Origin of the sequence: Muricauda sp. SCSIO 65647 (assembly GCF_021534965.1) — a bacterium.
In the GTDB taxonomy this organism is placed as follows: Bacteria; Bacteroidota; Bacteroidia; order Flavobacteriales; family Flavobacteriaceae; genus Flagellimonas_A.
The window spans coordinates 1,445,340-1,471,479 of sequence record NZ_CP091037.1 but is presented as its reverse complement, the minus strand read 5'-3'; the positions used below and the strand labels follow the sequence as shown (position 1 = coordinate 1,471,479).

Here is a 26,140-nt window from a genome sequence, read left to right as displayed (position 1 = left end):
CTTGCTAAAACAGTATTAATTTTAAGCTACCTTTGCCTAAATTTTCTGTATGATTCAATCCATGACCGGTTTTGGAAAGCACGTGCTACAGCTTCCATCAAAAAAAATTACGGTTGAGCTAAAATCACTGAACAGCAAAAACCTTGATATCAATGCGCGCCTTCCACAGGCATATCGAGAAAAAGAATTGGAGTTACGAAAAGCCATATCAGAATCTCTCGTGAGAGGCAAGGTCGACTTGAATCTAAATGTTGAGATCACAGGTGAAGAAACCACGGCCGATATCAACAAAGGCGTAGTCAAGAAATATATGGACCAACTGCGCAATATTGCTGCTGGAGATGATATGAAATTACTTGAAATGGCGCTCAGAATGCCCGATGCCCTTAAGACCGACAAGAGCGATATCGATGAGACCGAATTTGATGCCATTCAACAAGCGTTGACCCATGCCCTAGAGAAGATCAATGCTTTTAGAACCGAAGAGGGCAAGGTACTCGAAGATGATTTTAATGTCCGTATCAAAGAAATACAAGACCTTTTACAACAAGTTGAAAAACTTGACCCAGTACGTTTGAACCTGCTTCGCGAGCGTCTGGAAAAAGCGGTGGCCGATCTAAAGGCCGAAGTAGACGGGAACCGTTTTGAACAAGAACTGGTCTATTATCTAGAAAAGTACGATATCACCGAAGAAAAAGTGCGTTTGGCAAACCATTTGGCCTATTTTCAAAAGACCATGGATTCACAGGAAAGCAATGGTAAAAAACTGGGATTCATCGCGCAAGAGATCGGCCGTGAAATCAATACAATAGGTTCAAAGGCCAATTATGCCCCGATGCAACAAGTAGTGGTGCAGATGAAAGACGAACTTGAAAAGATCAAGGAACAAATGCTCAATGTGCTATGAGCAAAGGAGGTAGGCTCATCATTTTCTCTGCCCCTTCAGGGAGTGGCAAAACAACTATCGTAAGATATTTGTTAAAGCAACCTGAGCTTAATCTGGCCTTTTCGGTATCTGCGACCTCACGACCACGTCGTGGCAAAGAAAAACAGGGCAAGCATTACTATTTCATGTCGGTTTCTGAGTTTAAACAGCACATCAAAAACGGTGATTTTTTAGAATGGGAAGAAGTCTATCGTGACTGTTTCTACGGTACTTTGAATAGTGAAGTGGAACGTTTGTGGGCTGAGGGTAAGAATGTGATCTTTGATATAGACGTAGCAGGGGGTCTTCGCATCAAAAGAAAATTTCCCGAGCGAACATTGGCCGTTTTTGTAAAACCCCCAAGTGTCGATGAGCTCAAGATTCGTTTGAAAAAACGGAGTACCGAAGACGATGATAAAATCAATATGCGCATTGCCAAGGCTTCGGTAGAATTGGCCACGGCACCACAGTTCGATGAAATTATCAAAAACTATGATCTTGACACTGCCCTAAAAGAGGCACATAAGCTGGTGATAGATTATGTTGGAGCTCAAATTCAAGATTCGCAAGAAGAAGAATGAAAAAGATCGGCCTGTATTTCGGGACTTTCAATCCGCCCCATATTGGGCATCTTGTCATTGCCAACCACATGGTAGAATTCTCTGACCTCGATGAGGTTTGGTTTGTGATAACCCCCCAAAGTCCGTTTAAGGTCAAAAAATCGCTATTAGATAACCACCATCGATACCAAATGGTCTTTGAGGCCATACAAGAATATCCAAAACTGAAGGCAAGCAAAATTGAATTTGACCTATCACAGCCGAACTATACCGTCAATACCTTGGCGCACCTCATCGATAAATATGAGAGTGGATATGCTTTTTGTCTGTTGATGGGTGAAGACAACCTTAAAAGCTTCCACAAGTGGAAAAATTATGAGGTGATATTAGAGAACCACGAAATCTATGTGTATCCACGAATTTCAGAGGGTAAGGCCGAACACCGATTCAATGACCATCCGAAGATACATAGGGTGAACGCACCCATCATGGAAATATCATCCACTTTTATCAGAAAGCAGCACAAGGCAGGCAAAAATGTGCGTCCGTTATTGCCCCAGCCAGTTTGGAAGTATGTGGACGAGATGAATTTTTACAGATGACCACAAAGTTCATGGCTCGAGGGCGGTTAAAATATCGGTACCCAAATACGTATCGTCCTTGTTGTAATACCACGCCCTGACCTTTGGCATTTTTATACCGTTGATTTCTTGAACATTTTCCAAAAGAATATACTCCCCGTCATTTTTTGATTCGTCATGAAAGAATTGGTACACCTCCATGGCGTAAGTGGTGGGGTCAAAATAAAAGTACCAGACATCATCGCCCACTTCTTGGTCGTATTCGACTTTGAGCGCCAAATATTCTTTGTCTTTAAAACGCTTACGTTCTACGTTTTGGTGAACGATCGTGCCAGGGTCTTTGAGTTTCATGGGAAGACCGTAGAGGTAGGTGTAATAGTTTTTGTATAGCTGTGCCCTTTCACAATTCAAATGATGTTCTTTACGGTTTTCTTCCGAAATTTCGACATTTCCGTTTAGAGTGATTGTACAGTCGCCACCCTGTAGCTCATATCGATAGAAGACATCATCTTTTTTCACATCTAAAGAGAAGCGGCCTTTTGGTACATCAAGAGAAATGACGCTTGTGCGATCAGATGAATTCGGAGTTTTCATAACGACTTGAAAATCTGCTTGAAAAGTAGGCCAATACCCTTCGGGATCATGATATTCGATGGCCTTTTCAAGTAGTTCAGGGCCAGTAAGGTTCTGCGCAAAAATGGGGTTCAGAACCAGTGCCATCGAAATAAAAAGAAAGATTCTCATGGGTCGAAAAATTAGACCTTGAAAGTACGGTTATTTATCGATTCGGGCGGGCTCTACCGTGCTGTCGTGCTCTACGTAATAGAGTTCCAACAATTTCATCAAGGCTTTGATCACATCTTTGGTCTCTGTCAGCAAAGAGAAGTACAGGGTCGTATTTTTAGGACTTGATTCTTCTGTTCGGGTACGGGCAACCTGTCTCTCAATTTTTTCAGAAACCATCTTGAACAGGCCTTCTTTTTGCTTTAACATATTGCCAATCGATTCAAAAGAACGCGATTCAAACGCATCACTTGTTTCTTGCAGAAGGTTTTCTATTGCATAGTCAAGCTCTTTCAATTCTTTGATTTGATTGTACTTGAGTTTTTTATGGTTGTTGTTCACATGGGTATGGCTGAGTTTTGCCACGTATTCAAGTGATTGCGAAATATCTTGAAGAATGCCCAACAGATTGATATAGAAATTACTGGCCCCGCCGACACTTGATTCATCCAAGTTTTTGATGAAGTAGAAAATATTGTTTTTAAGGTCTTCAATTTCATTCGATAATTTATTGATTCCCTTTTTATTTTTTCTTAGTTGGTCGAGGTCATGCCGTGCTAAGCCATTGATGGCCTTTGTGTAGAGCTTGTTACTTCGCTTAATCATTTTGGCCACGTTTTCAGCACTTTCGTGAATGACCCCTTGAATTGAACTGCTCTCTGCCCTTCTAAGACCGTCCTCGGCTTTTAGCTCTTTAGATTTTCTGTTGTGGGATAAATAATTTCGAAGTAATAAGATAGCGGCCATTGCAAGTAATGCAATTAAGGCAATAGTTCCACCAAAATGTAAGATAAGGGCTATAATTGCGGCCGCTGTGAACGCACTGAAAGCAGTAAAAAACCACCCTCCGATTACGTTCAAAACCCCTGCAACCCGATATACGGCACTTTCTGCCCCCCAAGCTTTGTCAGCTAGTGATGTGCCCATGGCTACCATGAAGGTTACATATGTTGTTGATAAGGGCAGTTTCATAGAGGTGGCGATGGAAATAAGCACACTTGCGACCATTAGATTAACCGCTGCCCGTACCAAATCAAAAGCAGGAAGATCTTGCGCTTTGCTTTTTGGCACATATGCTTTTGGCATTTCGAAACGTGAGTCAGCATAGCGCTGTAATTTTGGGGGCAGTACACTTGCTATGCTATCTGATGCAGTAATCGAAAACTTCACGATTTGCCTTGACAGAAAATTGGGTTGAAAACGTTCGTCACCTTCATCTTGACGTGCCAAATCAACACTTGTTTTTACAACACTTTTTGCCTTTGAAGAAAACCAAAGTGTAATGACCATTATTACCCCAGAGGCCAACAATAAAAGGGTTGGGGTTTGAACTGCTGCAGAGAGCCCTTGCATATTGAATTTACTTGCTTCAATACCAGAAGTTTGCCAATTTTCAAAAGATTGCAGCGCCGCAATGGGCACACCTATGAAATTAACCAGGTCGTTGCCTGCGAAAGCCATGGCCAACGCGAATGTTCCGAGTATAATGATCAGGGTATAGATGTTCCATTTCAAAAAGCGGGAAAACAAATAGGAGATAATGGTCCACCCCACAATATTTTCAAAAATGAAGAGATTCGTATGCTCTGCAATGAAAGCAGTCAGCTTCCCATTGAATAAATCGGCACTCTTAAGACCCTTGACCAATATAAAATAGATTATGGCCGTAATGGCAAGACCTCCAAAAGTAGCTTCTACCCATTTAGGATTTGACTTGAAATCAAAAGAAATCAATAGTCTTGAGATGAACTGTACAATTGCCCCAATGGTAAAGGCAATGAATACTGACAATAAAATTCCCAATATAATTTCAGTGGCTTTTTCTGTGTTGATGAAGGCTCCCAAATCAGAAAAAGTACCGTCAATAGCTATGATTTTCACCAAAGAAATGGCAACAGCTGCCCCCAACAATTCAAAAACGATTGAGACCGTTGTTGAAGTGGGCATGCCCAATGTGTTGAAAAAGTCAAGCAGAAGAATATCGGTAATCATGACTGCCATGAAGATGATCATGATTTCGGCAAATACGAATTCTCCCGGATTAAAAATTCCCTTTCGGGCCACTTCCATCATACCACTTGATGACATGGCACCGAACGCTATGCCAAGACTGGCCACGATCATGATGGTGCGAAACGAAATGGCCTTGGAGCCTATTGCTGAATTTAAAAAGTTTACCGCATCGTTACTGACCCCGACCACTAAATCTGTAATGGCCAAAAGAGCAAGGGCCACCACCATAAAGATGTAAATGTTTTCCCCCATTGAGAATCAAATAAGGCAAAAATGCCATTATAATTTTTTAGGTACGTTAAAATAAAGTTATGAAAACAACGCTTTGGGCATGATATAATACAAAAAAGTGCTGCTAAAAGTACATTCTTTGGAAACGGGAAGGCAAAGAGATCAATTCCCTTTTTGCGATGCAGTGATAGGTTCTGAATAACTGGCCGTTTCAGTATCGGAAAGTGTAAGCGGTGGTAGGGCAACAGATTTGGCAACTAGATTTTTTTCTATTCTCGTCACCCCGTTTTTCTTTATTTCCACCGGAAACTCCAGGGTATCGTAGCCCAAAAAACCAATGACCATCGTATAACTTCCAGGTGCTACTTCAGTGATTTCAAAATTGCCGTGCAAATTTGATTGCGTTTTGAAACCAGTGTCTTTGAGCGAAATGTTCACGAACGACAATGGTTCGTCTTTCAGTTCGCTATCCATGATCTTTCCTGCTATCGATCCAGAGTCTTGTGCTGAGACCATAACTGAAAAAAGTAAGGCAATGGCGACGAGTAAACGATACATCAATTCTTTCATTTTAAAGCTGCAAAGAAAGCATGTCAATGTTAAATTAAGGTTAGTTTTAAGTTATTAATGAACATGTTGAATGAGCCAACGTTACCTGTTGATGTTGATTATTACTTCAATGATTCTACAGCTTAAAAAATGTATCTTCGGGCAAATTTTGAGATTGTATGAATTGGGAAAAACTCTTATCGCTCAAAAGACAGGGTGACACCCATAAACGCTTGCGTAACGAACAAGATGAGACTCGATTGGGCTTTGAGGTTGATTACGACCGAATCATCTTTTCATCGGCCTTTAGAGGTTTACAGGATAAGACCCAGGTCATGCCCTTGCCCATTAGTTCTGGTGTTCGAAAAGCCTTTGTTCATACCCGTCTGACCCATAGTCTGGAAGTATCTGTTGTAGGAAGAAGCCTTGGTCGTATCGCGGGCAAAGAGATTTTAAGAGAACATCCCTCATTGCAAGAGGTTCACGGGTATCGGTTCAATGATTTTGGTGCCATAGTTGCCGCGGCTTCATTGGCTCATGATATTGGAAATCCGCCTTTCGGGCATAGTGGCGAAAAAGCGATAGGGGCTTTTTTCAAAACGGGCGATGGTCAAAAATACCAATCACAGCTTACCGAAAAAGAGTACCAAGATTTAGTCGATTTTGAGGGCAACGCCAACGGATTCAAATTGCTGACAGAATCTCGGGATGGAGTACCGGGGGGGCTGCGTTTGAGCTATGCCACTTTGGGTGCTTTTATGAAATACCCAAAAGAGTCGCTTCCCGTAAAGCCCACAAAGCACATTGCCGATAAAAAGTTCGGGGTTTTTCAGGCCGACAAGGATTTTTTCTTTGAAATTGCCGATGAACTCGGTCTGAAAAGAAAGAACGATACCGCTGAACCTAGTTTTTATAGACATCCGCTCACCTATTTGGTAGAAGCCGCCGATGACATCTGCTATACCATCATTGATTTTGAAGATGGTATCAATCTAGGTTTGATTTCTGAGGATTTTGCTCTCGAATATTTGATAAAACTGGTTAAAGAACACATCAATACCCAAAAGTATAACCAAATGACACTGATGAGCGATCGTTTGAGTTATTTGAGGGCACTCTCTATCAATACACTGATCAATGACGCCATACGGATCTTTACCGAAAACCAAGAAGCTATCCTGCACGGTGATTTTTCAGTGGCTTTGATGGACAAAAGCATTTATAAACCCCAGATTGACGATATCATTACCTTGAGCATCGATAAGGTATATCGATCGAACGAGGTCATCGATAAAGAGTTGGCAGGATATAAGATCATTTCTGATATTCTCAATGTTTTCACCACTGCCCTTTTTAATCACAAAGAAAACCGTGCGAGTAATTATGACCGTCTTTTGTTGCGTTCATTCAACGGCCCGATCAAGGTAGATAAAGCACCGGCTTATGAACTGTTGTTGACGGCAAGCTGTTTTGTGGCAAGCCTTTCTGACAGTGAGGCGGTAAACCTGCACAATAAGATCATGGGCAGGCAGATCTAGAAAGCGTAGGCCAGGCCAATGCCCAGTAATTGTTTGAATTGAACCCTTGGCACACCTCGGTTCAGCACCGTGCCATCATCTGCGATTTCCTCATCAAATTTAATGTCGTCATCGTAGATGAGATGGGTACCGATATCGGCATTGATATATTCATTGACCTTTAATTTGAAGTTCAGCTCCCAATCGAAATCAATGTTGCCAAAACTCTTGAGATAGTCGGTGTAAACATTCAAGCGATGGTTGATGAATATGTTTTTGAAGATTTCATCTTCCCAGGTGTTGGTTACCAAAAACCCAAGTTCGGCAAAAATATTTTTTCCCTTTTCAACACCGAAAGCTCCCTGGTCTGATAAGTCTTGGTCCAATACAAATGTAGCCTTATAGGTAAGTGGCGAAATGTAGAGGTTCAGTTTTTTTGTATCAGGGGCGTAGGTGGTTCCGGCCCCAAGAAAAAGATACCCGGGTGCCATGAACCGGGATATGGGTGTTGAGGTATCAGGATATTTAAAACCGTTGGAAAACTGGGTGTTGAAATTCACCTTAACGGAATAGAACCAGCTCGTGATGGTGTCTTTTCTGAAACCAAATGTTGATGAAAGCCGAATGAGATCATCGGTTTTTTGAATAGACCTTCCCTCTTGCACATTGATGCCGTAGCGAAACCGAAGCTCGTTGTCCCAAGTAAGATATCTATACTTGTAGTTTCTCGTAAAACTTAGATTGCCCAGTGCCGAAATGGAATTGTTTCCCCCGGCATTCCAATTTACAAAAGCAACTTCGTTGAGGTTGATATTGAGTAAGTTCTCTTTTTTCCAGAAAAGGGGCGGAACAAATTTCTTTGGTTTTTTGTCAAGGGCCTTTACCTTGTTAAAAGAAATCACCGGACTTATGCGCCTAACTCCCCGTGGTATGATATTGATCTGTTCTTGGGCCAATCTGATAACGGTGACGTTCCAATCTAAACTGTCGGTAGTCTGTGCGGGAATGGAGTCTTGACCATAACAGGTGACGGTAATAATGAAAAAAAGAAATAGGGAGATTTTTTTAATGTGCATCATGGTTGGGTTGTGCTATGAAAGTCAAAATTGCATCAATATCTATGCCAGCTATCTTATGTAGCTCTTCTACGGTGCCATGTTCGATAAACTCATCTTCAATGCCAAAAATTTTCACAGGGTTTTTATACGCCTTCTGGTTGGCGTATTCAAGAATTGCACTTCCAAATCCACCAGTTTTACAGCCGTCTTCCAAGGTCACGATATGGTTATAATGGGCAAAGATATAATCGAGCATTTCAATATCCAATGGTTTTACGAAACGCATGTCATAATGCCCTATCTTTTGTTGCAGGTTTGAGGTTTCAATAATTTTTGCGGCAACATTGCCAATGGGGCCGATAGAGAGAATGGCGGTTTCCTTGCCTTTTTTGAGCTCTCTTGAAGTACCGATTTCAATAGCTTCAAAAGGTTGTTTCCACTTTTGTGTGATGCCCCTGCCCCTCGGATACCTAATGGCTATCGGATGATCGAGTCCTTTTTGGGCGGTATACATGATATTGCGAAGCTCCATTTCGTTCATCGGAGAAAATATCACCATATTGGGGATGCATCTCAAATAGGCCAAATCAAATACCCCGTGGTGGGTGGGGCCATCTTGGCCTACCAGACCTGCCCGGTCGAGACAAAAAATGACAGGTAAGTCTTGTAAGGCCACATCGTGTATTACCTGATCATAGGCCCGTTGCAAAAAAGTGGAGTAGATATTGCAGAAGGGAACCAGCCCGTCTATGGCCATACCGGCTGCCAAGGTGACGGCGTGTTGTTCGGCAATACCCACATCAAAGGCCCTTTCAGGAATTTCTTCCATCATGAACTTCAACGAACTACCAGTAGGCATGGCTGGTGTAATGCCCACTATTTTTTCATTTTTTTTGGCCAGTTCGACCAATGTATGCCCAAAGACATCTTGAAATTTGGGAGGCGCCTTGCCCAATGTATTTTTTGGCCGCTCACCTGTTTGGGCATCAAATCTGCCGGGGGCATGGTAGGTTACCTGGTCTTCTTCGGCTATTTTCAGTCCCTTCCCTTTAGTTGTGATGACGTGCAGCAATCTTGGCCCCTTGACATTTTTCAAGCGGTTTAGTTCGGTGATCAGAGCGGCCAGGTCATGTCCGTCAATGGGTCCTGAATAGTTTAGGTTAAGGCATTCAAAAAGGTTTTCTTCTTTGGCCGTGCCTGCTTTTACATTGGTCAAGTATTTTTTAAGGGCACCTACGCTAGGGTCTATGCCAATGGTATTGTCATTGAGTACAATAAGTACATTGGCATCCGTTTCGCCCAAATGGTTCAAACCTTCGAAAGCCATGCCGCTTGCTATGGAGGCATCACCAATGACCGCGATATGGCTTCTGTCTAGGTCACCTTTTAACTTTGCTGCGATGGCCATGCCCAGAATAGCTGAGATCGAGGTAGAACTATGCCCAGTTCCAAAGGCATCAAATTCACTTTCGCCGTGTTTTGGAAAACCGCTGATACCCCCTAGTTGGCGATTGGTCTCGAAATTATTTTGTCTGCCCGTCAAAATCTTGTGGCCATATGCCTGGTGGCCGACATCCCATATCAGTTTGTCGTTGGGGGTATCAAAAACATAGTGCAAGGCAATGGTCAGCTCAACAACCCCCAAACTGGCTCCCAAATGCCCTTCTTTTGTTGAAACGATATTGATGATGAATTGACGTAATTCATTGGCCAATTGGGGCAATGAACCTTCTTCAAGTGTTCTCAAATACAGTGGGGTGTCGATATGTGGCAATATTTTTTTCAAGCTGCAGAAAATGCAAAAATACCATAATCGTCAACACGATTTAAGTGAAGATTACTAGTTTTGCCCCTAAATCGAATGACTTTGGCAAAATTGATAAACCCTTTTGATGACACGTATTTTATGAAAAAGGCCTTGCAAGAGGCCGAAACCGCCTATCGAAACGGAGAGGTGCCCGTGGGTGCGGTGGTGGTCATCAACAATCGTATCATTGGGCGTGCGCACAATTTGACCGAACAATTGCATGATGTGACCGCTCATGCCGAGATGCAAGCGATTACCGCGGCCTCTAATTTTTTGGGAGGAAAATATCTACATGGTTGTACCCTTTATGTAACATTGGAGCCATGCCAAATGTGTGCAGGGGCCCTATACTGGAGCCAAATTTCGAAGATTGTATACGGAGCGGCAGATTTAGAAAGGGGTTTCAATGTAATGGGAACTACCCTGCATCCCAAAACAGAAGTAAAGGGCGGGGTACTTGAAGATGAGGCTTCAGATATGTTGAAGCGTTTCTTTATTCAAAAACGAAATTTGAATTAAGCCTCTTTTTTTGGAAGGGCAATAAAAAAATCCCGGTGTCATGCCGGGATTCAATCAATTCCAAAATAAAATATTGTTATCCGATTACTTGCACTTGTGCAGCAACCATTCCTTTTCTTCCTTCTTCTTCTTGGTATTCTACTTTGTCTCCTTCGTTGAGCTCAACTCCGTTCAAAGAGGTCACGTGAACAAAAATGTCCTTACCTGTCTCGTCATTGGTAATGAATCCGTAACCTTTTGAGTCATTAAAAAATTTAACTGTTCCAGTCATTGATAAAAAATAAATGTTAAAATGCGAAAGTACTCTATTTTGGGCGCCCAAAAGCACCAAATAGTTTAAATCTATATAAAATTATTGATTTTCAGGCTTCTGCCTATCTTTCATTTTCATTTTGTCAATGTTTTCTTTGGTCAGCATATAATCTTTCATTTTTTTCCCCTTACTTTCCTTGATCAGAAAAAGGGGCATGGCAATCAGAAAAAGGCCAACAGTGCCCATTCCGATATATTTGTCAGCCTCTTTGGGGTTGTCGGCCTTAATAGTGAACCCATAAACAATTGAGCTGACCGCGGCCAATACTATCAGTACGATGAAATGTCGCAGCTTCATTATTCTTTGGTGAAATTTATCAATTCTCTTCTATAGGTCGTCAAAAGTTTTGATTTTGAGACAAAACCATCATATTTGCCGTCTTTAATAACGGGCAAATTCCACGCACTGCTGTTTTGAAATTTTTGCATCACTGTTTTCATACTGTCTTGCCCATAAAAGATTTGCTCTGGGGGTGTTTGCATTAGGTTTCTGACCTTGGTGGTCTCATAGAGTTCTGCATTGAACATTAATTCACGGATATCATCGAGCAATACAATGCCCACGAGTTTCTTTTCCCCATCCAACACCGGAAATAGATTCCGCGACGATTTTGATACGGCATCATGCAACATTTGGCCCAAGGTCATCTCTGGGTTTACCGATTTGAAGTTTCTTTCGATGACATCATCGAGCTTCATCAATGTCAAGACGGCTTGGTCTTTGTTATGTGTCAGCAAAGCCCCTTGTCGGGCCAAGTCTTTGGTGTAGATGGTATAATCCAACGTATTTCTGGTTATAAGATACGAAATCGAGGCTGTTATCATTAGGGGTACAAAAAGCTGGTATCCTCCCGTGATTTCGGCAATCAAGAAAATAGCGGTCAAGGGGGCGTGTATCACCCCGGCAATCAGACCTGCCATGCCGATCAGGGTAAAGTTCGACTCAGAGACCTGAAAACCAAACCCGATATTGTTGATGACTTTGGCGACCACGTTGCCCAACGCGCTGCCCATGACCATGGTAGGGATAAAGACACCCCCGGCACCTCCGGCGGCAAAGGTGGTGGTCATCGCTATGGCCTTAAAAATGGTAATGCCGAACAGTAAGGCAATGACGACCCAAATACTATCGGCGAATCTATCAAATGGAGTACTTCCCAAGGCTTTAAGGTGGTCTCCTTCGAGCAAGTTATTAATGAAGCCAAAACCTTCACCGTAAAGCGGTGGAATGAAGTACAACATAATGCCAATGGCGATACCCCCGACCAATAATTTGTATTTCGGACTTCGGAAAGGCCTGAACAATTTTAAGATACCGAAATACATTCTGGTAAAATAAATCGAGGCCATGCCCGTGCCTATGCCCAGTAACAGATAGAACAAAGTATCGTTGAGGTCGAAGCCTTCGGCAAGTGAAAAACTGAAAAGCACCTCGTTGCCCAAGAAAAAATAGGAGGTAAGCACTCCAGAAATGGAAGCAAGCAACAAGGGTAGCACAGAAAGCATGGTCAAGTCAAGGCTGAATACCTCTACGGCAAAAATGATGGCAGCAATGGGCGATTGAAAGATAGAGGCAATGGCACCTGTTGAAGCACAGGCGATCAATAATGAACGGGTCTTGGCATCTACATGAACCAATCGGCCCATGGCCGAACTGAGCGCCGAGCCAGCGGCCACTGCAGGCCCCAACAAACCTACCGACCCACCAAAACCAACGGTCAGTGGGGCCGTTATCAAGGGGGTATAAATCTGTTTGGTCGAGAGCAGCCCACGTTTTCTTGACAATGCAAAAAGAATGGATGAAATGGCATGCTCCAATTTTTCTTTGTGTACGAATTTCACGTAGAGATAGACCAGTGCCAAGCCGATGACGGGTAAGACAAAGTATAACTGGTTTTCAGAAAATATAATACCCTTCTCCAGTAATGATTCAATGAAGTAGGTCACATTTTTTAGAAACACTGCCGCCAATCCTGCCAATAACCCCACCACTACGCTCAAAAGCTGTACAAAGGTTTTGTTGGAGATGTTTTTATATCGCCATTTAAGAAATCTTTTGAGAAGGAGCTTCAGCTCGGGCATAATTTCTGCCTTTTATAACCAAGAACAAAGGTACCGATAGTTAACGATTATAGAACTGACAGGTTTTCGAAACTTGACAGGTCTAATCTTTGGCAGGGAGATTTTTACGTTGGACATTCAAAAGAATCGGAATGACAAAGCAGGGCATGGTCAGAATAAAAGCAACCCTATTCTATGCCCGAGGTCTAGCAGTGGAGCGGTCTTAATTTGTCTCTTATAGATCCAACTTCAAATGCAATTCTTTCAATTGCTCTTCATCGATCGGTGCCGGCGCATCGATCATGACATCCCTGCCGCTATTGTTTTTTGGGAAGGCGATAAAATCGCGAATGGTTTCCTGTCCGCCTAAAATGGCCACTAGTCTATCCAATCCAAATGCAATTCCACCGTGCGGGGGTGCGCCATACTGAAAGGCCTCCATTAAGAACCCGAATTGGGCCTTCGCTTCCTCTGGGCTAAAACCAAGGTGCCTGAACATAACTTCTTGGGTCTTTCTATCATGGATACGAATCGAACCCCCACCAATCTCATTTCCGTTGAGCACCAAATCATAAGCATTGGCACGAACGGCACTAGGGTCAGTGTCCAATAATTTCAATTGGCCCGGTTTGGGCGAGGTGAAGGGGTGGTGCATGGCATGGTAATGGCCTGTTTCCTTATCCAGTTCCAATAAAGGAAAGTCTACGACCCAAAGAGGGGCAAATTCATCTGCCTTTCTCAACCCCAAACGTTCGGCCATTTCCATTCTTAGGGCACTGAGCTGTGTTCGTGTTTCATCGGTATTTCCTGAAAGCACAAGAATCAGGTCTCCGGCAGCGGCCCCTGTCAGTCGTGCCCATGCTGCCAGATCATCTTGATCATAAAATTTGTCGACCGATGATTTAAAGGTGCCGTCTTCGTTACATTTGACATAGACCATGCCTTTGGCCCCAATCTGAGGCCGTTTGACCCAATCGGTCAAAGCATCGATTTCCTTTCTTGTATAGGAAGCGGCATCGGGCACGGCAATGCCCACAACCAGTTCAGCGGAATTAAAGACATTGAAATCTTTATGTTGGGTCATTTCGTTGAGTTCGGCAAACTCCATCGCGAAGCGAATGTCTGGCTTGTCGTTGCCATAGCGCTGCATGGCCTCATCGTAGGTCATACGTGGAAACGTATCGATTTCAACCCCTTTGATCTCTTTCAACAAATGCTTTGTCAGCCCCTCAAAGGCGGTCAGCACATCTTCTTGTTCCACAAAGGCCATTTCGCAATCTATTTGTGTAAACTCAGGCTGTCGGTCGGCCCGTAGGTCTTCATCGCGAAAACATTTCACTATCTGAAAATACCTGTCCATGCCACCGACCATCAATAGTTGTTTAAAAGTCTGTGGTGACTGGGGCAAGGCATAGAACTGCCCTTCGTTCATACGACTGGGGACCACAAAATCACGTGCCCCTTCAGGAGTCGATTTTATCAAATATGGGGTCTCGACCTCAATAAAACCTTGATCTGATAGGTATTTTCGAACCTCCATGGTCACGCTATGGCGAAAGATGAGGTTGTTCTTGACAGCATTTCTTCGAATATCGAGATAACGGTATTTCATACGGAGGTCTTCCCCGCCATCGGTATCATTTTCAATGGTGAACGGAGGCAATAATGCCGGATTGAGAATATGTAGTTCACTGACCAAAAGCTCTATCTCACCTGTGTTGATATTTGGGTTCTTTGAGGCGCGCTCGATTACCTTGCCCGTAGCCTTGATCACGGTTTCCCTGCCTAGGGCACGGGCCGTTTCAAGTAGATCGGTGGGGGTACGCTCTTCATCAAAGACCAATTGGGTGATGCCATAGCGGTCACGAAGATCGACCCAGACCACAAAGCCCTTATCGCGTACCTTGTGTACCCATCCGCTTAAACTTACTTCTGAATCAATGTGCGATGCCCTCAGTTCACCGCAAGTATGGCTTCTGTACATGCTCGGTTTTTATGATGTGCAAAGGTAATGAGTTACCCAATTGAAACCGAAAAGAAAATCTATAGGCTGGCAAAATACCGTTCATACGGTTTTTTTGACCATTCATACATAGTAATCGAGAAAGACACTCTTAATTAATATTCATAAGTGACTGTAAAACAATTATATATGAGTTTAATGTAAATTTAATGTAAAATAATTGTTACATAAAAATATATTTAATGTAAAATAATATGTATATTTGTAACGTTAAAGTAAACAAAGACAATACAAAATCCATATATTATGAAGAAAGCAATATTACTCGTAGCGGTTATGTTTTCAGCTTATATGTATGCACAAGATACCGAACCTGTTTTTAAGCAAGAAGGAGAAAAGGTAAAGGCAACATATTTTCATGAGAACGGTGAAGTTGCCCAAAAGGGTTATTTCTTAGATGGAAAACTACATGGCGAATGGACCATGTTCGATGAAACCGGCAATAAAATAGCCATGGGAAAATATAAAGAGGGCAAGCGTTCGGGCAAATGGCTTTTTTGGGAAGGAAAAATGCTCAAAGAAGTTAATTTTACCGATAACAGGATTACCAGCGTTGTTCAGTTGAAAGATGCTGAAGGGGTGGCTATTATTGAATAAGGGCTTGCTCGAAGAAAATAAAAATCCCGGCAGATCTGCCGGGATTTTTTTATGCTGCTATGTCTAATTTCTCTTTCTTTTCCTCTTTGCTTTTGTGACTTCCGCGAATTCTGATTTTTATCCGGTAAACGATATTGAACAGAACGGGAACGATGATCAAGGTAAGAAACGTGGCCATGATCAGGCCAAAGATAACTGTCCATGCCAAAGGCCCCCAGAAAATCACATTGTCACCACCAACATAGACCTGGGCATCAAAACGGCCGAAAAGTGTTATGAAATTGATGTTCAATCCCGTGGCAAGTGGTATAAGCCCCAGTACGGTTGTGATCGCCGTGAGTATAACGGGCCTTAACCTGGCTTTACCTCCTTTTATGATGGTTTCGGAAACTTCTTCAAGTGTCAATAGCTCATCATCAGAAATACCCAATGCCACTTTTTTACGATCGATCAATATTTGGGTATAGTCCAATAGCACCACTCCGTTGTTTACCACAATTCCCGCCAAGGAAATGATACCCATCATGGTCATCATGATGACAAACGGCCACCCTGTTGCCACTAGCCCTCCAAAGACCCCGATGAAACTCAAGAAAATGGCCATCATGATAATGGCAGGTTTTGAGACACCCCCAAACTGGAAAATGAGAATAAGCATGATCAGCCCAAGCCCGGCGAAAAAGGCGCCCATTAAAAATGCCTGTTGCTTTGCCTGCTCCTCAAGCTCACCTGTATAGTCAATTTTTACGCCGGGGGGCATACCTTTAAAGTTTTCCATCTCTTTTTTGATTTGGTCAACTATGATATTTGCATTTCCACCGGGCTTTAGTCCAGAGTATACGGTAACCACCCGTTCACCATTAATGTGCTTTATGGCATTAAAGGAAGAGGTATTCTTTCGGGTGGCCACTGCCGAAATGGGAATTTCTTTGATTTGTCCACTAGCCTGATCCCTAAAAATCATATTCTGATTGAACAAGGCACTGGTATTGTAGCGCAGGTCTTCATTAAAACGCACATTGATATCGTAATCTTCACCATCTTTTTTATAGACCCCGGCCTTATCACCGAACAAAGAACGCCGCAATTGCTGCCCAACTTGACCGACCGATACCCCAAGTTCGCCAGCTTTTTGTCGATCTACGATCACTTCCATGCCAGGGCTACTTTTATTGACATCGACTTTTAGGCCTTCCATACCATCGATGCTTTTTGAATTGATAAAGGTGCGCATGCGTTCTGCCACACTGATCAGCGTATCGTAGTTCTGACCGATCAGCTCAATGTTTACAGGATATCCTGCCGGCGGACCAACGGCATCTTTCTCCACAGAAATGGTTACCCCGGGGTATACCTCGGCCAAGGCGTTTTGAATGCGCAAACGTAACTGTTCGGTATCAAGACCTTGCCTCAACTTAAATTCTTGCATTGACAGTGTTATTTTGCCGCGATGGGGCATATCTGCCGCCGAACCTGCCTCGGTAAACGGGTTTTCAGCTCCTTTGCCCACTTGTGAAACCCCTGTATCCAACAAGAGGTTTTCTCCATTACGGTAGTATTGTTCATCCCTGGCAATGGCATATATGCGTTCTTCAATGTCTTTGGTCAGCACATTGGTTTTCTCAATATCGGTTCCTTGGGGATATTCGATGTACACATAAATTTCTTTTGGGGTGTTGTCAGGGAAAAATTCCACTTTGGTACGTTGACTTCCAATAGAACCCCCAAATGTTGCAAATGCGGCAAACAACAAGAGCATGGTCACCCCAAAATACCAATAGACATTTCTGCCTTTAAGTGCTCCCTTAAGTTGTTTTTCATATAGGTTTTCAAATCGGGTAAGCACGTTCTTCTGAAAATTTAACGCCCATTTCTTTAGAAAGTACTTGTAGATCCAGAACAATCCGGCCACAACGATCATCAGGGTTCCCAGACCTCTTATGGTACCGCCTACGAAGAATATGAACAAGCCAAACCCACACAAGATCAAGCTAAGACGAATCAGTTGTTTTCGGGTCAGTTCCTTTTCCCCAACCTCCATAAACTGAGATACCAACATAGAGTTCATAAAAATGGCCACGAACAATGATGATCCCAGTACCACAGAAAGGGTTATCGGAAAATAGATCATGAACTCGCCCATAATGCCCGGCCACATACCCAGGGGTACAAAAGCGGCAACAGTGGTGGCCGTAGATATAATAATGGGTATGGCAATTTCACCAATCCCTTTTTTAGCGGCTTCCTTACGCGTCATGCCCTCTTTCTCCATTAGACGGTAGACGTTTTCTACCACCACAACACCGTTATCGACCAGCATACCAAGGCCCATGATCAGTCCGAAGAGAATCATGGTGTTTAGGGTATAGCCCAATGCCGACAAGATCATGAACGACATAAACATTGACATGGGTATCGCAAAACCTACAAAAAGGGCATTTCTAAATCCTAAAAAGAACATTAAAACGGTAACGACCAAGATGATACCAAAGATGATGTTGTTGACCAGATCGTCAACTTGGTTCAGGGTTCTGCTACTACTGTCATTGGCAAACGTTATTTCTAGATCCTCGGGTAACGCACCCATCTGTGCCTCAGCAACGATATCCCGGATCTTTTCAGTGGCGATAACATCGTTCTTGCCAGACCTTTTTTTGATATCGAGCATTACCACGCTTTCGCCCATCTCTCGGGCATAGGTATTCTTATCTTCTTCTGAAAAGGTTATTTTGGCGATATCCTTAAGATATACCGTGCCATCTTCAGATTTCACCACAAAGTCGTTGAGTTCTGATGGTTCTTCGATCTCACCCGTGATACGAATGGTTCTTCGCTGGCCACTGGTGATCAGATTACCGGCAGACATGGTCATGTTACCGTTGTTTATGGCTTGAATGATATCGTCAAAATTGATTTTGGCGGCCATCATTTTATTGATGTCAACCGCTACCTCAACCTCTTTTTCTTGTGCGCCCCTAATATCAACTTGCTTGATCTCGTCTAGGTTTTCAATCTCATCCTCAAGGTATTCGGCATACTCTTTGAGTTTTTCAACCGGATAATCTCCTTTCAAATTCACATTTAGAATGGGAAAAGATTCGGCCAAATTGAGGTCAAAAACATTGGGTTCTACCTTGGCCCCGTTGAAAATGGGCCAATCTTCACCGGCTTTTTCTGCATCTACCTCATCTTTCACCTCTTGTTTTGCCGTTTCGACAGTGATATTTTCGTCAAATTCGACCACGACCATTGAATAATCTTCTTGAGATGTAGAGGTCATCTCAACAAAGTTGCTCACATTTTTAAGGCGCTCTTCCAGAGGGTCGGTGATAAGACGCTCCATATCTTCTGCGGTATTGCCCGGATAGATGGTACTCACATAGATTTTTGTCTCAACCGCTTCGGGAAACTCTTCGCGCGGCATCGAAAAATAAGATGATATTCCAATGGACAAGAAAATAGCGATCATCACATAAATAACCGAGGGGTTATCTATGGCCCAAGATGACAGTCTGAACTCTTTATTGGCGTTCTTTTTGGCTTTTTCCATTAGTCTGTAGTTTTTAGTCGGTTGATGTTAGTCTTTGATTGGGCTATTTTTAGATATTTCTGCAAACCGGTTATCATTTTAGACAATTCAACCATTTTTTCTCTTAAGTTTTTGTTTGTGGTGTTGTCAATATATTCTCTTCTAAGTGCTATCGTGGTGCATACCAGACATTCTTTCAAAGAATTAAGTGCGATTTGAAGGAAGCGATTAAACTGTGCATCAGTATCACCAGAACCTTCTGCAATGTTAAAAGCAATAGATGTTGCTGCCCGTGTATATTGTGATGTGAGTTTATAAATTTCTTCTTTGGGGAAAGAATCGGTCAAATCATAAACCATATCAATAAAATCCAATGATTTTCGGTAGACCTTTAAATCCTCAAAAGCAAATTTTGGTTCTTCCATGGTATTTTGATTTGATTTTTAAATCGTTCTCTTAAAATGCAGTTGCTTCTTAAAACTGCAACTTAAGGGCTACTCACTATCGACTACAGACGTATTTAAGATTTTTACTTTTTGGTTGTCCCGAACGCTTCTGGCACCTTCTATGATAATGTTGTCGCCATTGGAAAGACCTGACAGTACCTCCACAAAGTCACCTTGGGTCTTGCCCAGTTGTATGATGGCCTTTTTGGAAATTCTTTCGCTTTCAGAACCATTTTCAGCCACAACGTATACGTACTGCTCTCCGATCGCATTTTCAGAAACAACGCTTTGGGGGATCAAAATGGCTTCTGCATTGCTGTAATCATTGATTTTGGCAATTGCCGTTAGATTGGGCTTTATGGCTCCATCATTATTGGGAACAGGTATTTCAACGCTAAACGAACGATTGCCAGGATTGATAAAATTACCGGTCTGTCTTATTTTGGAAGATACACTACTGCCCAGTACCGGAAAATATATTTCAACAGGTTTGCCGGGAGTAACGTTTGCCAGGTGCGCCTCAGGAACTTCAACCTCTACATACATATCTGAAAGATTGACAATCCGAAACACTTCTGAACCCGACCCAGGAGCAACAACGGTGCCCTGATCTTTGATGATATCGTCAACGATTCCAGAGAAAGGGGCCCTAATGGACGATTTGCCTACTTGGCTTTCCAATTGTTTTACCGCACTCTGCTGTGCTTCATATTGCGCTTTTGCTTGAAGATATTGAATCTCAGACCCAATGTTTTGATCCCACAATCTTTTTTGTCGCTCAAAAGTGGTCTTTGCCAATGCTTCTTGCGTTTTCAATTGCGCTAACTGGCTAGATAGGCCACCATCATCAATAGAAGCCAATAATTGTCCCTTCGAAACACGCTGCCCTTCCTTAACGTAAATGCGGTATAAGGTTCCAGATATTTCAGGATATACCAAGACGTTCTGATCGGTCATTACGTCTCCTTGAAGTTCCAGATAGTGGTGAAATTCTTGGGGTTGAACGATCATGGCCGTTACCAAGGGAAGCTTGGCATTTTCATCCAATCCCGCTATGGCCGAATCCAATAGCCGCACTTGATCTTCCAAGGCTTTTAGTTCTTGTGAAATACTGGATCGTTTCTGTCGTATGGCCTCCAGGTCATTACTGGCAATAACATCCCCGACCGAACCTGAGTCGCCGCCGCCACATGAAATAATGACCAGTGCAATTACTATCAGTGAAACAATTTTTTTCATTTTGATTGATTTTACTTGTTTAATATAATTTCCAATGCTGTTTTTCTGTTAATGACATCCACCATGGATTGTAGGTATTCTTGTTGGGTGGAATACAATTGGGTCTGTGCCTGTCTCAATTCAAAACTGGTGGCCAGACCTTCAGAATATTTTGTCTGGTTTTTATTTTCTATACGTTCTGCCAATGCCAGATTGTCTTTTGAGGTCTGATATTCTTCAATGGCTAGGATATAATCGCTTTTTGCATTCTCAAACTGAAGTCGAATCTGTTCTTCGGCTTCGGTCAATTGGGTCTTTGCCTTTTCATAGGCAATTTTTGCCCGTTGGGTACTGGCGCTTCTTCCCAAAGAACTGAAAATGGGAATGTTCAAATCAACCCCAAATGTAGAAAACCCAAACCATCGCTGTCCCTGATCCAAAAAGTTGAACTGGTCACTAAAAGAGTTGCCCCCATAATTGATAAAGGCGTTTAAGGTGGGCAACGCCCTGCTTTTGGCCAATTTCAATTCGTAAAAGCGTTGCTCGTTTAGGTTAAAGACCGTTTTGTAATCAATATTGTTTTCCATTACAAGCTGGTTATCCAATAGACCGTAATCTATTTTCCTTTGGGTAAGTACATCAAGGTTTTCGGTCAGTTCCGTTGCATTGTCCAATGGAATGCCCATCATTAAGTTGAGCATTTGCAGTGTGATTTTTTCCAATCGCCTTGCGTTCTTCAATTGGTTGTCTACCGAAGAAAGGGTAATCTGTAATTGGTCAACACTTTCTTCATCACCTAGACCGTTTTCAAAAATCTTTTTGGTCTCATATAAATTTTTCTCCAAGGTGGCCTTGTTCTTTTCAAAGATGGCCACGCTCTCTTCGGCCAACAATACATTGCCATAAGCTTCGACTACCGATCGTCTGACATCCAAATCGGTCTTCTCTTTGTTGTTCTTGCTATACTGTATAAAGGCCTTGGTCGCTTGCACCCCTACTATATATGAGCCATCAAAGATCTGCTGGGTCAGCGTGGCCGATGCTAAGGCCGTTTGGGGTTGGCCAAAGGCGACTTCGACGAAGCCCCCGGGTTCTGCACCTGGAATAAAGTCTGATGGCACCTGGGCCAATTGCTGCTTTATTTGGTTCTGATAGGAAACGGTGCCGTCGATTTGGGGCAAACCAGTGGCGATGGTCTCCCACTTTTGCTTTTGTGCATCTATCAGGTCCCTGCTGGCGTTAATGGATTGGTAGTTGTGCTCCAGTGCATAGGCAATGGCCTCATCCAACGAAAAGGAAGTTTTTGTTTCCTGGGCACTCAATGAAATGGCACCAAGCAAAATAAATAATCCCGTTTTGATGATTGTTCGCATTTAATCTTGGTTTGAATTGATGATTTCGTTCAATATTTTTCGTCCCTTTGGGGTAACAATGCCCCGTAGATGGTATTCTAAAAAATAGTCTTCCAGTTCTATTCTTGTGAACTTGGATACGGGGAAAAGGTCTTGATCACCCAAGCTTATCGCACCTGAAAAATAGATACGCGCCACAAACTGTACATTCAGATTTTTTCGGTAGATACCAAATTCCATTCCCCTTCTAATGTTATCGATCAAGCATTCATGCATTACCTCGATCTCTCTTTTCTTGAGCGTTTCAAAAAGTCTGGGATAGTACTTCCGTAACTGATATAGTGTAGAGGCCTTCTCATTCTTCAGTCGAATCATGACGAATTTTTTGATTTCGTACAACTCTTCAATTGGGTTTTTCTTGAGGGCTATTATTTGGTCTATCCCGTCAGAGATTGACCAAAAAAGGTTCATCGTGGCTTCCTCTACCAATTTGGTCTTATTCTCAAAGTGACTGTAAATGGTTTTTTTTGAGATGCCCATTTCATTGGCCAAGTCATCCATCGTCACACTTTTGAAACCTAAGTTCAAGAACAGTTCAGTAGCTTTATGCAAAATTTCTTCTCTCATGTGGGCGCCAAAAATAAAACAGGAAACTATAAAAACCGTAAAAGTTTCCAAAGTTTTACATTTTTTTAACGCATTACTAATTTTAGGGCAAACCTCTTCTGTTTAGACGTAAAAACAAGATGTGATCGGACCGAACATTTGTTTTTTTCTTAAGATTATGGTTAAACCCACTGAAGGGAGTGGGGCTTTTTTTAAGCTTCTGAATCTTTTCTTTCATTTTCTCGGGTTCTATCAACATATGCTTTAAACGCTTGCTCACCTTCTTCTTTCCAAAATCTGTCATAGAGTTTCCATTCAGAAAAATCTCTTCTCATAGGACCACATTTTTCTGAGCTGAACCTTCTTTTTGATTTTCTTCTACCAGAGCCACTTTTTCCAGGGCCGCCCGATCCAAAGCCAAAAAATATTTTTGATAGAACCAGTAGTCCAAAAGCTTGCCAATAGGTAATAGTGGCGAGTCCGAATAGATCGGGCATCAGCCAATTCCACAACCACATGACCACATAGCCGAACAGCAAGAAAAATAGTATGGCCAAAATGATCATAAAGAAGATTTTAATGGCCTTGGTCACGTAATATTCAGCCTTTCTTTCTATTCTTTTTTCAATGTGATTTTTATGTTCCATAGTTTTAATTTTTATCTTTTTTTTCGTTTTCCAAGTTTCTGAGCAATATCGACATGGCCCTATGTCTTCGAGACATTAGGGTGCCCTGTGAAATTCCCGTTTGTTCGGCGATTTCGCGATAGCTGTACCCTTCAAAATCGACCGCCAATATGATGTCTCGATAATCAGGTTTGAGTTCGGTTACCACCTGCTTCAACTTTTTTATCAGTGGCTCAGGATATTCGACCTCATCTTTACCGTAAAAAAGCCCTGCAAATTCTGTCCACAGGTCTTCTAGTGCCGAGTCATCATATAATCTTTCTTTTTTGGTGCGCATAACATCGATTATTTTGTTTCGGACCGAACGGTACACAAAGCCGGCAATATTGTCAATTGGTGACGGACTCGACCTTGAGAACAGCTTCAGGGCCACATCTTGAACAATGTCTTCCGCATCGCTTTCGGCCGTGCTATCGATCCTTGATCGCACGTACCCTTTGAGCGATTGGTACTCATCGGTGAAAAAGTCTGCCAGTCTTTTACGGTTTTCTTGTTCTGTGGTCATTTCACGGCAATTGGCGCCAGCTTTCATTCTTATAGACGATGGTTTTCAAAACCATTGCATTTTGAATGATGATGACGGTATTGATTTGACGCCGGTATATGTCATTTGTAACAATGGGTGTATTTTTAACCAAAATTGATAGCATGCAGTCCTTAGAGTTTTATCGTGAAGAATTCACCGAATATCTGGGCAAAAAGATAGTTTCAAAAAAACCGGAGAATCTATATGACCCCGTTGTTTACATTATGGGTCTGGGAGGTAAGCGCCTTCGTCCCATTCTAACCTTAATGGCCGCCGATTTGTTCGGCGGTGATCACAAGAAAGCCATGGATGCTGCAATGGCCATTGAAGTATTTCACAATTTTTCTTTGGTGCATGATGATATCATGGATGATGCCCCTTTGCGCCGTGGCCAGCCCACGGTTCACGAAAAATGGAATGTCAATACCGGTATACTCTCGGGAGATGCCATGCTCATATCAGCCTATCAATGTCTAGAGGGTTATGAAGGAGACACTTTTAAAGCGTTGCTCAACCTGTTCTCTAAAACGGCGATAGAAGTATGTGAAGGGCAACAATACGATATCGATTTTGAGACCCGCAATGATGTTGCGATAGGGGAGTACCTTAAAATGATTGAATACAAAACAGCGGTTTTGATAGCTGCGGCACTTAAAATGGGAGCAATCGTAGCAAGCGCCCCAGACGAAGAGCAAGAACTGATCTATGAGTTCGGACGAAATCTGGGCATTGCCTTTCAGTTGCAAGATGATTATCTCGATGCCTTTGGCAACCCAGAAACCTTCGGGAAACAAGTGGGGGGTGATATCATTGAGAACAAAAAGACTTTTCTCTACATAGAGGCGTACCGACATGCTTCTGAGGCCGACCGCAAAACCTTGGTCGATCTGTATGCCCTTCAGCCTGAAGACCCAACTGAAAAGGTACAAAAGGCCAAGGCCATTTTTGAAAGAAGCGGTGCCGTCAATGCCATAAAAAGGAAAATTGAAAACTATACCGAAATAGCTTTTGAGTCATTGGCGAAGATAAAGGCCGATGAAGAAAACAAGAAAGTGTTTGAAGATTTTGGCAATAATCTCATGCAGCGTACTTTTTAAAACAATCTTTTTACCAGTGCCCCAAGAAATGGCCGCTTTGGGCAGGCCATGATAATTTTGACATCTTCAAAAAGCGAAGTGTCCTCGCCTAGAAATTTAAGAATCAATTGTGGATTTCTTTTTTTGAAGAGGGATTCAAAAATTTTCTGCCCTAAGCTGTTGTTGCGAGACAGAATATCAAGCAGTAAAAGATCATAGAACCAGAAACGGTTTTTTCTTTGGAATTCGGAAACGGATTTGCCCCTCTTCAGATAGTTGACCAATTTTTCGACTTTTTTGGCGGAGTTGTAAAAGGCATAACCCGTACTGGGCTTCGCCCAACCCCCTGCTATACCAATCTTAATGACCTTGTTGGTGCTTTCTGACCAAAAGGCATAAGAGCTCATGGGAATGTTACCTTGCTCTACCTCAATTATTTCATACGGGCCAGTTTTCAATTCGTCGAGATAGGTCGCAATTGCCGCTTCATATTCTTCTCTTGGCAGCACGTTCTCTGAAAAAAGCGTGTATTCGACCAAGGCTTCCGTTTCAGAGAAAGGAAGTACGTACATGAACCGGGTATTTCCCTTTTGGGGTATGGAGAAGTCCATGAAAGTGGCCTCATCAATATGAAAGACAGGTCGTTCTGTCTTGACAAACCATCCTAAAAAGTGCTGCTGTAAAACCGGATATTTTTGCTGCTCCTTCAATTTTTTATAATCGAAACGACTATCGAATACGACCTTGCCCAAATAGCTTTCGTTCTTGCCGTTTACCCGCACCGATTCTGCTGTTTCTTCTACTGATAGAATCTCATCATTGCGGAATGTAACATTTGCGTATCCCTTGATTTTTTCCAAATAGTGATGGTAAAAGTCCACTCCTCGAAGCATCTTGTATTGGTAAGGGGCGATGGCTTGGTGAAGGGCGGTTTCCTTTCCGGCAAAATAAATCTTCGGCCAAGTTTTATGTACTATGGCATCAAAAGCACCTTCGCCTTTTTCCCAAAAACACCAAGTGCGGTCGTTTTTTCGTTTGGTGTCTTTATCCAACAACAAAATCTTTTTGTCGTTGAAGAAATCATCCCTGCCCAGGGCATCGGCCAGTAAAAGGCCTGAAGCACCGGCACCTATGATGATATGGTCGTAGGAAGACATGTCAATGT

Annotated in this window: 24 protein-coding genes; 7 read left to right on the top strand and 17 right to left on the bottom strand. The window is 42.6% G+C overall.

What is annotated here, in order from left to right; genetic code table 11:
- Window positions 1–49: 49 nt before the first annotated feature.
- From L0P89_RS06525 to nadD, 3 genes are read left to right on the top strand one after another with little or no spacing between them, the layout of a single operon-like run.
- Complete coding sequence (locus L0P89_RS06525; protein ID WP_235267602.1) at window positions 50–907, top strand: YicC/YloC family endoribonuclease; 858 nt, start codon at window positions 50–52, stop codon at window positions 905–907.
- Complete coding sequence (gmk, locus tag L0P89_RS06520) at window positions 904–1,506, top strand: guanylate kinase (protein WP_235267601.1); 603 nt, start codon at window positions 904–906, stop codon at window positions 1,504–1,506. Before L0P89_RS06525 ends, gmk begins: the two co-directional genes overlap by 4 nt.
- Window positions 1,503–2,087 (top strand): nicotinate (nicotinamide) nucleotide adenylyltransferase, encoded by a 585-nt coding sequence (gene nadD, locus L0P89_RS06515; protein WP_235267600.1) that lies wholly within the window; start codon window positions 1,503–1,505, stop codon window positions 2,085–2,087. Before gmk ends, nadD begins: the two co-directional genes overlap by 4 nt.
- A 9-nt stretch (window positions 2,088–2,096) precedes the next feature.
- On the opposite strand, the gene L0P89_RS06510 is transcribed toward nadD, so the two are convergent.
- The 3 genes from L0P89_RS06510 to L0P89_RS06500 form a co-directional block, all read right to left on the bottom strand.
- Entirely contained in the window at window positions 2,097–2,810 is a 714-nt protein-coding gene (locus L0P89_RS06510; protein WP_235267599.1) for a DUF6503 family protein, read from the bottom strand.
- 30 nt (window positions 2,811–2,840) lie between these two features.
- Window positions 2,841–5,114 carry an inorganic phosphate transporter gene (locus tag L0P89_RS06505; protein WP_235267598.1) on the bottom strand — a complete coding sequence of 758 codons (2,274 nt, stop codon included), beginning with the start codon at window positions 5,112–5,114 and terminating at the stop codon, window positions 2,841–2,843.
- A gap of 141 nt (window positions 5,115–5,255) precedes the next feature.
- Window positions 5,256–5,651 (bottom strand): carboxypeptidase-like regulatory domain-containing protein, encoded by a 396-nt coding sequence (locus tag L0P89_RS06500; protein ID WP_235267597.1) that lies wholly within the window; start codon window positions 5,649–5,651, stop codon window positions 5,256–5,258.
- 170 nt (window positions 5,652–5,821) lie between these two features.
- Here L0P89_RS06500 and dgt point away from each other — a divergent pair, with 170 nt between their 5' ends.
- On the top strand, window positions 5,822–7,180 hold the full coding sequence (dgt, locus tag L0P89_RS06495; protein WP_235267596.1) for a dGTP triphosphohydrolase: 1,359 nt from the start codon (window positions 5,822–5,824) through the stop codon (window positions 7,178–7,180).
- Here dgt and L0P89_RS06490 read toward each other — a convergent pair.
- Together L0P89_RS06490 and dxs are read right to left on the bottom strand one after the other, a co-directional pair.
- Window positions 7,177–8,238 (bottom strand): DUF3078 domain-containing protein, encoded by a 1,062-nt coding sequence (locus L0P89_RS06490; protein ID WP_235267595.1) that lies wholly within the window; start codon window positions 8,236–8,238, stop codon window positions 7,177–7,179. The two genes, dgt and L0P89_RS06490, sit on opposite strands and share 4 nt — an antisense overlap.
- Window positions 8,225–10,003, bottom strand: coding sequence for a 1-deoxy-D-xylulose-5-phosphate synthase (dxs, locus tag L0P89_RS06485; protein ID WP_235267594.1), 1,779 nt, complete (start codon window positions 10,001–10,003; stop codon window positions 8,225–8,227). Before dxs ends, L0P89_RS06490 begins: the two co-directional genes overlap by 14 nt.
- 90 nt (window positions 10,004–10,093) lie before the next feature.
- Between dxs and L0P89_RS06480 the strand changes: the two genes are divergently transcribed.
- The gene (locus L0P89_RS06480; RefSeq protein ID WP_235267996.1) at window positions 10,094–10,543 is read left to right on the top strand and encodes a nucleoside deaminase; all 450 of its coding nucleotides are present in this window, start codon (window positions 10,094–10,096) and stop codon (window positions 10,541–10,543) included.
- Between the two features lie 76 nt (window positions 10,544–10,619).
- On the opposite strand, the gene L0P89_RS06475 is transcribed toward L0P89_RS06480, so the two are convergent.
- The 4 genes from L0P89_RS06475 to aspS all read right to left on the bottom strand — a co-directional run bounded on the left by L0P89_RS06475 (window position 10,620) and on the right by aspS (window position 14,900).
- Window positions 10,620–10,814, bottom strand: coding sequence for a cold-shock protein (locus L0P89_RS06475; protein ID WP_235267593.1), 195 nt, complete (start codon window positions 10,812–10,814; stop codon window positions 10,620–10,622).
- Between the two features lie 81 nt (window positions 10,815–10,895).
- Window positions 10,896–11,153, bottom strand: a complete 258-nt coding sequence (locus L0P89_RS06470; RefSeq protein ID WP_235267592.1) for a hypothetical protein — start codon at window positions 11,151–11,153, stop codon at window positions 10,896–10,898.
- The gene (locus L0P89_RS06465; protein ID WP_235267591.1) at window positions 11,153–12,937 is read right to left on the bottom strand and encodes a chloride channel protein; all 1,785 of its coding nucleotides are present in this window, start codon (window positions 12,935–12,937) and stop codon (window positions 11,153–11,155) included. Before L0P89_RS06465 ends, L0P89_RS06470 begins: the two co-directional genes overlap by 1 nt.
- Window positions 12,938–13,151: 214 nt before the next feature.
- Entirely contained in the window at window positions 13,152–14,900 is a 1,749-nt protein-coding gene (aspS, locus tag L0P89_RS06460; RefSeq protein WP_235267590.1) for an aspartate--tRNA ligase, read from the bottom strand.
- 285 nt (window positions 14,901–15,185) lie between these two features.
- On the opposite strand from aspS, the gene L0P89_RS06455 reads away from it, so the two are divergent.
- Complete coding sequence (locus L0P89_RS06455) at window positions 15,186–15,536, top strand: toxin-antitoxin system YwqK family antitoxin (protein WP_235267589.1); 351 nt, start codon at window positions 15,186–15,188, stop codon at window positions 15,534–15,536.
- Window positions 15,537–15,585: 49 nt separating this feature from the next.
- Here the strand turns inward: L0P89_RS06455 and L0P89_RS06450 are convergent, their stop codons facing one another.
- From L0P89_RS06450 to L0P89_RS06420, 7 genes are all read right to left on the bottom strand, one after another.
- On the bottom strand, window positions 15,586–19,086 hold the full coding sequence (locus tag L0P89_RS06450; RefSeq protein WP_235267588.1) for an efflux RND transporter permease subunit: 3,501 nt from the start codon (window positions 19,084–19,086) through the stop codon (window positions 15,586–15,588).
- The gene (locus L0P89_RS06445; protein ID WP_235267587.1) at window positions 19,086–19,490 is read right to left on the bottom strand and encodes a four helix bundle protein; all 405 of its coding nucleotides are present in this window, start codon (window positions 19,488–19,490) and stop codon (window positions 19,086–19,088) included. Before L0P89_RS06445 ends, L0P89_RS06450 begins: the two co-directional genes overlap by 1 nt.
- A 69-nt stretch (window positions 19,491–19,559) precedes the next feature.
- Entirely contained in the window at window positions 19,560–20,750 is a 1,191-nt protein-coding gene (locus tag L0P89_RS06440; RefSeq protein ID WP_235267586.1) for an efflux RND transporter periplasmic adaptor subunit, read from the bottom strand.
- An 11-nt stretch (window positions 20,751–20,761) separates the two neighbouring features.
- Window positions 20,762–22,102, bottom strand: a complete 1,341-nt coding sequence (locus tag L0P89_RS06435) for a TolC family protein (RefSeq protein ID WP_235267585.1) — start codon at window positions 22,100–22,102, stop codon at window positions 20,762–20,764.
- Complete coding sequence (locus tag L0P89_RS06430; protein WP_235267584.1) at window positions 22,103–22,708, bottom strand: TetR/AcrR family transcriptional regulator; 606 nt, start codon at window positions 22,706–22,708, stop codon at window positions 22,103–22,105.
- A 191-nt stretch (window positions 22,709–22,899) separates the two neighbouring features.
- Window positions 22,900–23,334, bottom strand: a complete 435-nt coding sequence (locus L0P89_RS06425) for a hypothetical protein (RefSeq protein ID WP_235267583.1) — start codon at window positions 23,332–23,334, stop codon at window positions 22,900–22,902.
- Between the two features lie 4 nt (window positions 23,335–23,338).
- Entirely contained in the window at window positions 23,339–23,878 is a 540-nt protein-coding gene (locus tag L0P89_RS06420; RefSeq protein WP_235267582.1) for an RNA polymerase sigma factor, read from the bottom strand.
- A 143-nt stretch (window positions 23,879–24,021) separates the two neighbouring features.
- Between L0P89_RS06420 and L0P89_RS06415 the strand changes: the two genes are divergently transcribed.
- Window positions 24,022–24,996, top strand: coding sequence for a polyprenyl synthetase family protein (locus tag L0P89_RS06415; protein WP_235267581.1), 975 nt, complete (start codon window positions 24,022–24,024; stop codon window positions 24,994–24,996).
- Here L0P89_RS06415 and L0P89_RS06410 read toward each other — a convergent pair.
- Window positions 24,993–26,132, bottom strand: a complete 1,140-nt coding sequence (locus L0P89_RS06410) for a lycopene cyclase family protein (RefSeq protein ID WP_235267580.1) — start codon at window positions 26,130–26,132, stop codon at window positions 24,993–24,995. The genes L0P89_RS06415 and L0P89_RS06410 overlap by 4 nt on opposite strands.
- Window positions 26,133–26,140: the final 8 nt, after the last annotated feature.